Raw genomic sequence first — 13027 nt, 5'->3', positions numbered from 1 at the left:
CCATAAAACTCTCACAATATGAAAAAGATCTACATTACTGTACTGAGCCTGGCCTTACTCAACGGGATATCCTATCAGGGGCAAGCCCAGAAAAAAGCAGCCGCAACAAGCGCTATTGATAAAAAAGTCGATGCCCTGATCGCTAAAATGACGCTTGAAGAAAAGGTTGGGCAAATGACTGAAGTAACATCCGACGTAGTTTCTAAAACAGGCGGAGGAGCTCACGAACTTGATCCTGATAAACTGAAAGAGGCGATCATGAAATACCATGTTGGCTCGATATTGAATGTTACCGGAACTGCGTATGAGCGCAGTCATTGGTATGATGTGATCTCTCAGATCCAGAAAGCGGCCGACCAGGATCGGCTGAAAATCCCGGTAATTTATGGTATCGATGCTATCCATGGCGTTACTTATACCGTTGGCAGTACTTTATTCCCGCAGGAAATAGCTTTGGCCGCAACTTTCAATAAAAGCCTGGCGCATAACATGGGGGAGATCACAGCTTATGAAACCCGTGCAAGCTATATTCCATGGAATTATTCACCGGTGTTGGACCTGGGCCGGTCGGCGTTGTGGCCGCGCATTTATGAAACCCTTGGCGAAGATCCATATGTAGTAAAAACTATGGGTGCTGAAATTATTAAAGGCTACCAGGGAAATGATGTGGGCGATAAATATCATGTTGCTGCCTGTATGAAACATTACCTTGGTTACAGTTTCCCGCTAAGTGGAAAAGACCGTACCCCTTCATGGATCCCGGATCGTTACATGCGCGAATATTTCCTGCCATCCTTTGCAGAAGCTGTTAAAGCAGGAGCGAAGACCCTCATGATCAATTCGGGCGAGATAAATGGCGTGCCAGTACATGCCAGCAAATACCTGCTAACCGATGTACTGCGTGGCGAACTGCATTTTGATGGTATAGCAGTAACCGATTGGCGCGATATCCAATATCTGCATGACCGCCATCACATAGCAGCTACCCAAAAAGATGCCGTAATGATTGCTGTAAATGCAGGTGTTGATATGAGTATGGTACCTTATGATTATACCTTTTACACTTATTTGATTGAACTGGTAAAAGAGGGCAAAGTATCCATTGCCCGCATCAATGAGGCAATTCACCGTATTTTAAAAGTTAAATATGAGCTTGGCTTATTTGAGCGCCCGGTTGGCAATCCCGATGATTATCCGAAATTTGGATCGGATGAGTTTAAACAGGCGAGTATCCAGGCCGCTAATGAAGCTATAACGCTTTTAAAGAACAATAACCATGTGCTTCCCCTTAAAAAGGATATGAAAATTCTGGTAACCGGTCCAACCGCTAATACCATGCGCTCGTTAGACGGTGGCTGGAGCTACACGTGGCAGGGCGATTTATCAGATAAGTTTGCTGCGGGTAAGAACACCATACTGGAAGCTATCCAACAAAAAATAGGAAAGGATAATGTAGCTTATGAAGCCGGTTCAGCATTCGATAGCCTGCAAAATATAGATGAAACCGTGAAGGCTGCTAAAAAAGCTGATGCTATTGTGCTTTGCCTTGGCGAGTTGTCTTATACCGAAAACGTAGGCAATATAGATGATCTGAACCTCCCCGCAGCACAAACCCAATTGGCTTTAGAACTGGCCAAAACTGGTAAACCAGTGATCCTGGTATTAGCAGAAGGCCGCCCGCGGATTGTTACCGACGCTGAAGCTAAATCCGCTGCTACCATTATGGCCTACCTGCCGGGTAATGAGGGAGGGGATGCCATAGCAAGCGTTTTGTTTGGCGATGTAAATCCATCTGGCCGTTTATCCATTACTTATCCGCGTTATACAAACGCGCTGGTAAATTATTATCGCAAGAATTTAGAGAACGGTAACCCCGATGATAAGCATGGCTATAATCCTTTATATGAATTTGGTTACGGTCTCAGCTACACCACGTTTAGCTATAGCAACCTGCATATCAGTAAACCTGAACTTAAGGATAACGAAACGCTTACCATATCTGTAGATGTTAAAAATGCAGGCCAACTGGAAGGAAAGGAATCGGTGTTGTTATACATTAGCCAGCTTTATGCCAGTATCGCTCCCGATACCAAACGTCTTCGAGCTTTTGATAAGATCAATCTGAAACCCGGCGAAAGTAAAACGGTTACCTTCAAAATAACCCCGAAAGACTTGGCCTTTGTGAATGATGCAAGCAAAACGGTAACCGAAGCGGGTGAGTTTAAGATCCAGCTTGGTGATCAAACACAAAGTTTTAACTATGTATCTGCAAAAGATCAGCCTTCAAGAACCGGTAGGTTGTAAGGTGTTACTACTATCATAAATAAAAAGCGCTTCCCGGTTAATTGGAGGCGCTTTTTATTTAAAATCATGTCAATTGCGAGCGTAGCGCGGCAATCGCACGGAAGCATAGCCGCTCTGTATAGTATGCGATTGCCGCGTCGCACCCTGGCTCATTCCCGGCGGGCTCCTCGCAATGATATGGTTTTTACTATCACTTCACCACCTCAACCCATTGTCCTTTCAGCAAACTGCTGATCTGGTTATTATACATGGCCTCACAATATACTGCCGGCAAATAGTATTTGCCGGTGTAAGCCGCGTTGAGCATCACGTAATAAGTTGACTCCTGACCTTCGTTTAAGCTGAAATAGGTATTCACTCTGTCATCCCGAATATCGCGGTAATCAGATGGCGATGATTTAAATGCTTCATCACCAAGCAGGCGGGTATTCAATATTTCCCAACCCGAAGGGAAGATCTGGGTGAGGGCAAGGTTATCATATCTGCCGCGTTTACCCGGATTTTTGATATTTACCTGGGCTACAAAATCAGTACCCTGTTTTAACGACGAAGGATCTATTGGTTTACCTTTAAGAGAGAAGTATCCAACCCGCATCTGCAATACATCAGGATTGATGATCGATTGGGTATCCTGCCCTGATGACGGCTGTCCTTTTTGTATTAACCTAATGTACAATTTGTTATTGCTGTTGTTTTTAAGGTAAACTTTACCCCCATTGCCTGCCAATGCACCCTGCCATAAATACGAACTTGTACTAATGGTAGCTTTAGCGCTGCCGTTAGCATAGTTAAACTCAAGCTTACCCGCAGGTTTATTTTGCCCATAGAATTGCGCCAAAGCTATCAGTGAATATGCCGTTGTTTGAGTGCTGTACCAATCATCCTGTGATAAACGGGCTGCAACCGTATGCACCAGTCCTGCGGCTTTTTGTTTTTGCTCCAAAAGGGTAAGGGTTTCCAGTATCATGGCCTCATCCCTTAGGTCTGATCCATAAGTGCCATAAAGACTGTTATATGGTTTAACAGTGGTTGATAGTTTTGCTATCATCCTCAACCCAACTTCAGGCTGCCCGGCAAGTTTATAAGCTGCAGCAAGACGCCATGCTGCGGCATCGCTCAACAATGCAAACTCACGCAGGCGGTTCATCGCGCCCATCTCAGGCGAACGGGCGAGGGCCAGCAGGTGTAGGCGATAGGCTTGGGTAAGGTCATCTTCGTAATAATAGGGTTGCTTGCGTGGTGTCCAGCTCAGTGCTTTCTCTTTTTGGTATTTCTTCCAGCGGTCAATAAAGCCTATCGGCATGCTGAAACCTTTAGCCTGTGCCGCTAACATGAAGTGCCCTGCATAGTTGGTTCCCCATTCATCGGCTTCGCCTCCGTATGGCCAGTAGCTTAAACCGCCGCCCTGTACCTGGAAGCCGTTAAGCCTGTCAATTGTGGCTTTGATATTGCGATCGGTTTCTGCCCTTTGTTTTGGTGAAAGGTCAAGCAATTGGTTCAGGTATAACTGAGGGAATGCCGATGAAGTGGTTTGTTCCACACAACCATGCGGATATTCTATCAGGTAATCCAATCGTTTTGAAAGGTTGAGCGGTGGAATGTAAGCTACTTCAAGCGTAGCTTTGTTAGTTCCATTTATGCCAACCGGTTGATAATCGGTATTCCAAACTTCGCCCGGCGCAAGTTCTTTTTGCAGTATGCGTGTAACCGGCGGGTTAGGGTTGCGGACATTCAGTTCTACATCATAGGCCGCTGTCTCCGAGCCGCTCTTGGCAATTATTTTCACCTTGCCTACACCAACAAAATCTTTGACGTTCAAATCAAAGGTTACCATCTGATCGCCGGGCTTATCAAAGGTCAGTGTTTTTTGATTATTGCCGCCAAGATTGCTGAAAGCATTGCTCTGTACCTGTATGCTAACGGATTTGATATTGTTTTCCATAGCGAAAACCGTAACAGGAAGCTGAATACTTTCTGACGGGCCAAGTACGCGTGGCAGGGTAGCCAAAATCATCAGCGGTTTTTTAACTGCCACGGCTTTTTCGGCTATACCATAAGCGCCATTATGCCCGGCTACTATCATGGCCTTAACAGAACCTACGTATTGTGGCAATATAAAGCGCTGTGTTTGCTTTTCGCCGGCATTGAGGTGGAAAGGCCCAAGGAATTTCACAACGGGCTTAAAGCGGTTTACAGATACGTTTTTGTTATTGCCTAAATTTCCATCGCCACCTATGCTTAAGATACGTTCAAGTCCACCGCCAAATGCGCCTATCACATAGTCAAACAAGTCCCAGGTTTTTACGCCCAAAGCTTCATGCGCGTAAAAGGTATCATGCGGATCGGGCGTTTTGTAGTTGGTGATATCCAGTAGCCCTTCATCAACAATGGCAATGGTATAAGTCATTTCCTTGCCCGAGGCCTCTGATACAGTAATGGCCGACTGGGTTTCAGGCCTGATCTTATCAGGCATGCTGATGATAGGTTTCAGAATTGTTTCAGGATTTTCAACCGACAGCGGGATAGCCCCATACATGCGGATAGGAAGGTCATTAACCGTTTGTGAATGTTTTTGCAATAGCGTAACGTTTACAAAAACGTTAGGGGCCATGCTTTCATCAACCGTAAATGTGTAGCGGGTTTGCCCTTTTTTGGTATCTATCCACGTGGTTTTTAAAACCTTGCTGCCATTTTCAAAACTTATCAGCGCACGACCATCCTCACCTGTTGGAATAGTCAAAGTAGCCTCATCACCAACCTTATAAGCCGGTTTATCTGAAGTGAAAGATAGCATCGCCGCTTCAGTAGGGTTGGTTGATTGCAGCCGCTCCGACCAGTTTGGCCAGTCAACATAAATGATCTTACCGGTTGAGTGCCCGGTTTGCTCATCTTTCACTTTAATGAGGTACCTGCCCCAGTCGGCTTTGTTGATGTGCAGTTTCCATTTACCTGCGCCGTTGGTCAACTTTATGGTTTCGGTTTTAATGAGCTTGTTGTACTTATCCTGCGTAAAGTTGCTCATCTCATTACCGGTTTGATCCCACCACCAGCGCCATTGCACTTTATACAATTCAACCTGTACATCGCGGCTGCCTGGCAGGGCGTTCCCGTTCACATCCACATCGGCAATATCAATCAAATGGTCTTTATCGGTAACCAGCATACCCGACAGGTCGCTGCCTTCGGGGGTTTTAACGCCCACATAGCCGGGGTAAACGTTATATGGCATGCTAACCTGATTGATGCTGAAGTTACCGCCCGGTTCAAATACCTTCACCAGGAAGTTTGCCCGGAGCTGCCCCGGAGCCTGTTTCTCTACATTTACATTGGCATCCACATCGGCTGTGCCGGCTTCGCTCAGCTTGCCGTCAAAAACGGTTTGCACCTGCGTATTAAAGGCCAGGGTAGGATCGTCAAAAACATAATCCTTATATTTTTTGAAGCTGGTGTTTTGCGCGGATAGATAAGCATCAACCTTAGCTTTTAAGTTTTGAGCAGCGCCGCCAAACAGCCATTGTGCACTTAGTTTACCATTGGCATTGTTGCCTTTAGTCAACTCTGCGGCTCCGCCGAATGAGAGACTAAGCTTGAGCCGGTTAGGCATTATGGTTTCAACCTTAATTTTTTTCTCAAATATGGCACCGCCTACTTTAACCTTAGCTGTCCAGTTACCGGTAGGGGATGAGGTTTCGGTTGCGGTATGGAAACTGTAAAATCCGTCCAAACTTTTCGTTTGGGTGATGCGCCTGTATAGCTTATCACTCGGATCATATAATTCAAACTCAACCGGGTGATCAGCAGGAAGGGTTTTTAATTTGTCCTCCAAAATAAATGAAGTATAAATAGAATCCCCAGGACGCCAAACGCCGCGCTCGCCATAAATAAATCCTTTGAGGCCGTTTTGGACTTCTTCGCCGCCAACGTTAAACCTTGACAGGGGCAGTGAGCTGCCGTCATCAAGTTTTAAATAACCACGCTGTACGCCTTTTTTGGCTACCAGCAGATAAGGTTTTCGTTTCAGGTCGAACTTAGCCAGTCCGTCGCCACCAGTAGTTGTTTTGTAAATTACCTGTTTCTGATAGTCAAGCAGCTCCAGTGTTACGTTATCCATAGGCTCGGCGGTCAGAATATCAGTAACTGCTATGAGCATACTGTTATTGTTGCCGCGTTTGGCAATGAGGCCAATGTTTGATGCTATGATGTTGCGCGTAGCCCAACGCTGTTTGCTGTAGTACGATTCAGAGCAGGCATCGTCGCGTTCCTGCCAATTGTATCCTTCGGGGTAGTAATTATCATAGCGCTTCCAAAAGTCATCGTCCTCATCATTTACCTTTGATGTGTTATCGCTGTACTCGCCGCCATAGTAGCCGCCTTCTTCATCGTCAGTGCCATTGTCTTTTTGAACCTTTCCACTGTGTATCTTACAATTGAACAACGAATACGACCGCCGGAAACCGATAACCACGCGATAGATAGCACCCGGCTCGGTACGGATCATTTGGTCAAGGTCGAGCATAAAGCGGTTTTTCTTATGTAGATTAAGACCTTTGTCGGTATCTAAACGGATAGTTTTCTGAACTATAGGCTTACCCACCTGCCTTAATTCGGCATTGCCGTCAAAACCATTGCTCTGGAAGTATTGCGGTACATTGTTTTCGTAAATCTTGATGATAGTAACATCTACAGCGTTCAGGTTAATCGCCTCAAAAGGCATCATAATGCGACCCGAATCGGGGAGGATTACGCCCTTGCCGGGGATGGTTACGGCAGGCAGGCGGTTCTCAAAGAACAAATTGGCAGTGTATCCTTTGGTGATCCTTTTCAGAAGGGTATTTTTTATGCCTTCATTCACGGATACCGTGTAATCGCCCTGTAAACGATCTGGTGCATAAACTTTTACCAGGCTACCATCAATGCTATAGGCAGGGTCAGATATATTATTGATAGTGATAAGTCCGTTAAGCTCCTGGCCAACCAAAATATTATCCGAGAATTGTACTTCAACATATTGGTCATTATCCTGTACGGCACTAATGTTCAGTACTTTAAAGTCGCCAATTGCAGGCACCTCAAAATTCTGGCTGCCTTTTTTATCCACACCTATACTGCTGCCATCCCAATTAATAACAAGCGGATTGGCTTTGCCTGCCACACGGGTTAAGCCGGTTATGGTAAAATGGTGATTTTTATGTGCAGCGTCATGCTCCCAGTTTATTTTAACGGGCGAATCATAATTAGGCACAATTAGTTTATCAACAGCAGATGGATCTTCAGCATCGGCGGTTTGGATATCGCCGGTCAATTTCATTTCGGCATTTGAGGTGCTGCTGGCGGTTTGCATCCCGATAAATGACACCGTAAAATCAGGTTGGATCACCTGGAAGCTAAATTTGAAATGCTCGAAATGGTTTGACACTTCGATAAGTTTGCCCAATTTAAAATCGGCAGTATAGTTTTTACCGGGATCAAGCTTTTCATCAGGCCTGAACTCGATGGTACGCGCATCTGTCCAGATAGCCTTTCCTTTTATGGATGGCGAAAAGTTAAAAAGGTCTTCGGTTATTTCTTCATTTTGCTGATGCGTTACCTGCACATCGCTGGCCAGCCTGATACGGATGGGACTTTGTTTGGAGACAACACCAGTGGTGTACGACTCGATATACTTGCTGAATGCAGGGTCAACAACTGTTTTTTTGTGGCCACTGGCTACCAGGTATACGATGAGTAAAACAAGGGCAATGGTGGTGACAACAGTGATTAAGGTTCGGCGTTTGCGGAATTGACTGTATCCGTTTTCCATGAAATAGGTTTATTTATTATCAGGTAAATTATGAAATTTATGACAATAAATAATTTAAAGCGAAAATTATTTTATCATAACTCCGGGCTTGTTTAAAACCGGAATCCTAATAAAATTCATCTCCACAATGCTTTCAGGAAGGAAAATAAATTTCTTATCGAAAATGTCTTTGCCAATGTAATAGCTCAACCAAAACTCATTATTAAGGCCGAAAGTTTGCTCATCGATAGGCTCAATAAGCTTATATGCCTTGCTATCAACAACAGGGATCATATGCCTCAGTACAGAGGTTTTTACCTGCTCGCCGTCCTTTTCACCATACCCTTTCGAGGTGATGAGTACATTTTCGATGGGCTCATTTTTTAGGTTGATGAGATATACATACCATACCTTACTTTCCGCACTCTCGCTCTCCAATGCTACTGCGATAGCAATATCCTTTACATTATTTTCAGGCAGGTCTTTTTTCATTCTTTTAGTTGATTGGGTTGATTGAGTTGATTAGGTGATTAGTTTCGAGCATGCTTACCTAAACCATTCATCTAATCAACTCAATCTACCATTCATATTATTACTTCTTCTTTGGCGCAACCTTTTTCTTGGCGGGCGCTTTTGTTGCAGCTGGTTTGGCAGCCGCGGCTTTACCAAAGCGCCCTTTTTTAGCATCCTTTGGTGTTGCATCGGCAAGTGCCTTGCATTCCTCATAGGTAAGGGTCAAAGGATCCTTATCTTTAGGGATCTTAACGTTCAGCTTGCCAAATTCAATATATGGCCCCCAACGACCGTTCAATACTTTCACGTCCGGATCTTCATCAAAAGATTTGATCAGTTTCTCAGCATCTTTTTTACGCTTCAGGTTGATGAGCTCAATAGCTTGTTCCTCAGTAACATCATGTGGGTCGATCTCTTTAGGTAAGGATACAAAAGCACTGTTATGACTAATGTAAGGTCCGAAACGGCCAATAGCTACTTTCATTACCTTGCCTTCATATTCGCCCACAACTTTTGGTAACTTAAATAGCTCAAGTGCTTCCTCAAGGCTGATGGTTTCGATGCTTTGACCTGAACGAAGACTTGCATAAAGCGGTTTTTCTTCGTTCTCTTCAGTAGCACTTTCACCCACCTGTACAAACGGTCCGAAACGGCCAATCCGCACGGAAACTTTCTTTCCGTTTTCAGGGTGAGCTCCTAATTCACGTTCCCCTGTAGCCTTGTCGGCCTTCTCAATAGTGTTTTCAACTTCTTTATGGAAAGGGTTGTAAAAATCGTGGAGCATGTCTGTCCACTCTTTAAGGCCCTGTGCTATCTCGTCAAATTGTTTTTCAACGCTGGCGGTAAAATTAAAGTCGACGATATCCTTGAAGTATTGTACCAGGAAATCGTTAACTACAGCACCAATATCGGTAGGGAACAATTTGCCACGTTCAGCACCTGTGTTCTCTGTTTTTTCTTCTTTAATAATGCTTCCGGCTTTCAGTGTTAACACCCTGAAATTACGTTGCTTACCTTCGCGCTCTTCCTTAACTACATAACCACGGTTTTGAATGGTGGAGATAGTAGGAGCGTAGGTTGACGGCCGGCCGATACCCAGTTCTTCCAGTTTTTTCACTAAGCTGGCCTCGGTATAACGGGCTGCAGGGCGTGAAAAACGTTCAGTTGCCGACATTTCCTGTAAAGCCAAACGCTGACCTTTAGTTAAAGGTGGCAGCATGGTGTTATCACCGTCCTGTTGTGCATCATCCTCGTCATCCTGCGATTCGAGATATACTTTCAGGAAGCCATCAAACTTCATTACTTCGCCGTTGGCTACCAAATCTTCACTACGGGTTGATACGCTGATCTTTGCGGTGGTTTTCTCAAACTGTGCTTCGCTCATTTGCGATGCGATAGCGCGTTTCCAGATCAGTTCATATAAACGCTTCTCTGCCGATTCGCCATCGATAGAATGGTTATTGAAGTAGGTTGGCCTTATCGCCTCGTGCGCTTCCTGTGCACTGGCATTCTTGGTTTTATATCTTCTTTGCTGATGATATTTTTCGCCATAGGCCGATACAATTTCGCTTGCTGCCGAATTTAAAGCCAGCTCAGACAGGTTTACGGAGTCGGTACGCATATAGGTGATATACCCCGATTCATAAAGCCTTTGCGCAACCTGCATGGTACGTGCCACCGAATAGCCAAGCTTACGACTGGCTTCCTGTTGCAGGGTTGAAGTAGTGAACGGTGCTGCAGGCGAACGTTTTGCCGGCCGGGTATCTAATGATTTTACATCAAAGTCGGCAGCAATACAATCCTGTAAAAACTTTTCAGCATCTTCCTGTTTTGCAAAACGTTCAGGCAGTTCGGCTTTGAAGGCTTCTTTACCTTTGCCAAATAAGGCTACTATTTTAAATGCTGCTTCTGATTTAAATTTATTGATCTCGCGCTCACGATCAACAATAAGCCTTACTGCAACTGATTGTACGCGACCGGCAGAAAGGGATGGTTTTACCTTTTTCCACAGGACAGGGGAGAGCTCAAAACCTACCAGCCTGTCTAAAACACGACGGGCTTGTTGGGCGTTAACCAGGTTATAATCAATTTTACGTGGTGTATCTATTGCTTTTAAAATGGCAGGTTTGGTGATCTCATGGAAAACAATCCGCTTGGTGCTCGCGTCTTTCAGGTCCAATGTTTCAAACAAATGCCAGGAAATGGCCTCACCCTCGCGGTCCTCGTCCGATGCAAGCCAAACCATTTCGGCTTCTTTCGCTAACTTCTTTAATTCGCTAACTACCTGCTTTTTATCGGCCGGTACCTCGTATTTTTGTTTAAAGTTATTAGCTATGTCAATTGCATCTTCCGACTTAACCAAATCACGGATATGCCCATAGCTGGACTTTACAGTAAAGTCCTTACCAAGGTAACCCTCAATGGTCTTAGCTTTTGCAGGTGATTCAACTATCAGTAAGTTTTTGGCCATTTAATCAGTTTTAGTTTTTGCAAATAAAACATAAAGTAATCGAAACACCAATTAGTTTTTGGTAAAAGGTGCAAAAGTTGAAAGCTTATTATGTTTTAAGTTGATAAAATGGCGAGAAAATGCCGTTGAAAATTGTATTCTCGCAAAATATCTGCGATGATTTTAACAAAATGACAACACTTGATTGCCGTCGTTCATACTTTTAAACTGCAATGGTTCCGGGGAAACGATGTTTACATCAGGAAGCCACCGCCAAGCAGGTCATCTCCTTCATAAAATACTGCCGACTGGCCCGGTGCTATGCCTGATACATTATGATGGAAATCAACTTTCATATGCTCGCCCATTTGGAGGATAGTACTTTGAGCGCCCACATCCTTGTAACGTATTTTGGTAATAGCTTCAAGCGGCTCATTTATATTTTCATATTTAATGAGGTTCAGGTTTCTTACCCAGGCTTGTTTGCGTTCAAGTTCATCAGCCGTCCCTAAAACAACAGTGTTTGTTTTTGGATCGATATGGGTTACAAACATTGGGTGACCCAATGCCACACCTAAACCTTTACGCTGACCGATGGTATAAAAAGGATAACCCTGGTGCTTGCCTACTACCGTGCCGTTTGTAAGCACGAAGTTGCCCTGACCAATGCGTTCGTCAAGATCTTCTACTTTATGCCTCAGGAAAGAGCGATAATCGTTATCTGGCACGAAACAAATCTCGTAGCTTTCACTTTTGCCAGCGAGTTCAATTTGCCCCATATCAAGCGCCATTTGCCTGATCTCGGGTTTTGAAAAACTGCCTAAAGGGAATTTAGTACGCGCAAGGTTTTTTTGAGATACACCCCACAGTACGTATGATTGATCTTTATTGGTATCCTTACCTTTTGATATCACATACCGGCCATTATCCTGTAAACGGATATTGGCGTAGTGCCCGGTAGCAATAAACTCACAATCGAGTTTATCGGCGCGTTTTAACAATGCTTCCCATTTAATGTGAGTGTTGCATAAAACACATGGGTTAGGGGTACGACCGGCTAAATACTCGTCAACAAAGTTATCGATCACAAAATCGCCAAACTCGTTACGGATATCCAATATATAATGAGGAAAGCCATAGCCAACAGCCAAAGCACGGGCATCATTGATGCTATCCAAACTACAGCAACCGGTTTCCTTTGAGCTACCGCCAGATGAGGCATAGTCCCAGGTTTTCATGGTTAAACCAATTACTTCATAGCCCTGTTCATGCAACATCACTGCTGCTACCGAACTATCAACCCCGCCACTCATTGCCACTAATATCCTGCCATGCTTACTCATAATGCTGCAAAGATACCTATTTGATGTTTATGTTAACATATGCTTGGTCAGTATAGGGTAAAATGTGTTGGAATAGCAGCCGATTTGGCATTAATCAATAGTTAATATGTGTTGTTATTCAGTATTTTGTGTGGATTATATTAAGTAATTATGATATCCATATACCAAGCCAACCTGTAATAAATATCGCTTACAAAGTCCCCATTGCGCTATTATTAGTTTCATTGTGTCTTTAATATGAGTTAAATGTGTCGATAGTTATATCCTTAACATCATATTAATATTGAATAATAAGTGAAAAAAACTGATCTACTTAGTGTAACAAGAGGAGGTTGGAAAAAAAGAATTAAACGAGCGCTCAAATAATAGATTTGGCTATAAAAAATGCCTTTGTAACAGGTGTAGGTGATACACTAATTTCAATGTTAAAAGGTATTTGTTGCTAAAATTTTAAATAATAAATGTAGCGCTGACTATTATAAAAACAAGCAACATTATTTATTAAAAATAACGTAAAAATGATACTGCCTATTGTAACAGACCTATTACATTATAAATTTGCTATATCCTAATTAATAAAACAATGTTAACTCAATTGACTTTAGAACAAAAATTACAGGGCGTAATTTTAGTGCTTAT

Annotated in this window: 5 protein-coding genes; 1 reads left to right on the top strand and 4 read right to left on the bottom strand. The window is 43.7% G+C overall.

The annotated features are described in order from the left end of the window. The first annotated feature begins 18 nt into the window (after positions 1 to 18). A complete protein-coding gene (locus AC1DUD_RS12020; RefSeq protein ID WP_477374914.1) occupies positions 19 to 2304 on the top strand; it encodes a glycoside hydrolase family 3 N-terminal domain-containing protein in 2286 nt (761 codons plus the stop codon). A 190-nt stretch (positions 2305 to 2494) separates the two neighbouring features. Here the strand turns inward: AC1DUD_RS12020 and AC1DUD_RS12015 are convergent, their stop codons facing one another. From AC1DUD_RS12015 to mnmA, 4 genes are all read right to left on the bottom strand, one after another. Beyond that, complete coding sequence (locus AC1DUD_RS12015) at positions 2495 to 8104, bottom strand: alpha-2-macroglobulin family protein (protein ID WP_477374913.1); 5610 nt, start codon at positions 8102 to 8104, stop codon at positions 2495 to 2497. Between the two features lie 66 nt (positions 8105 to 8170). Then, a complete protein-coding gene (locus AC1DUD_RS12010; protein ID WP_477374912.1) occupies positions 8171 to 8575 on the bottom strand; it encodes a hypothetical protein in 405 nt (134 codons plus the stop codon). 100 nt (positions 8576 to 8675) lie between these two features. Beyond that, positions 8676 to 11066, bottom strand: a complete 2391-nt coding sequence (topA, locus tag AC1DUD_RS12005) for a type I DNA topoisomerase (RefSeq protein WP_477374911.1) — start codon at positions 11064 to 11066, stop codon at positions 8676 to 8678. A gap of 233 nt (positions 11067 to 11299) precedes the next feature. Then, positions 11300 to 12388: a tRNA 2-thiouridine(34) synthase MnmA gene (gene mnmA, locus AC1DUD_RS12000; protein ID WP_477374910.1), complete on the bottom strand. Its 1089-nt coding sequence runs from the start codon at positions 12386 to 12388 to the stop codon at positions 11300 to 11302. Between the last annotated feature and the right edge of the window lie 639 nt (positions 12389 to 13027).

The organism is Mucilaginibacter sp. P4_A11 (genome assembly GCF_056402535.1).
This window is presented reverse-complemented; position numbering and strand designations above follow the sequence as displayed.

Bases quoted from the DNA above. Each gene is read 5' to 3' on its own strand.
- AC1DUD_RS12020 (WP_477374914.1), top strand. From the start codon at position 19: ATGAAAAAGATCTACATTACTGTACTGAGCCTGGCCTTACTCAACGGG.
- AC1DUD_RS12015 (WP_477374913.1), bottom strand. From the start codon at position 8,104: ATGGAAAACGGATACAGTCAATTCCGCAAACGCCGAACCTTAATCACT.
- AC1DUD_RS12010 (WP_477374912.1), bottom strand. From the start codon at position 8,575: ATGAAAAAAGACCTGCCTGAAAATAATGTAAAGGATATTGCTATCGCA.
- topA (WP_477374911.1), bottom strand. From the start codon at position 11,066: ATGGCCAAAAACTTACTGATAGTTGAATCACCTGCAAAAGCTAAGACC.
- mnmA (WP_477374910.1), bottom strand. From the start codon at position 12,388: ATGAGTAAGCATGGCAGGATATTAGTGGCAATGAGTGGCGGGGTTGAT.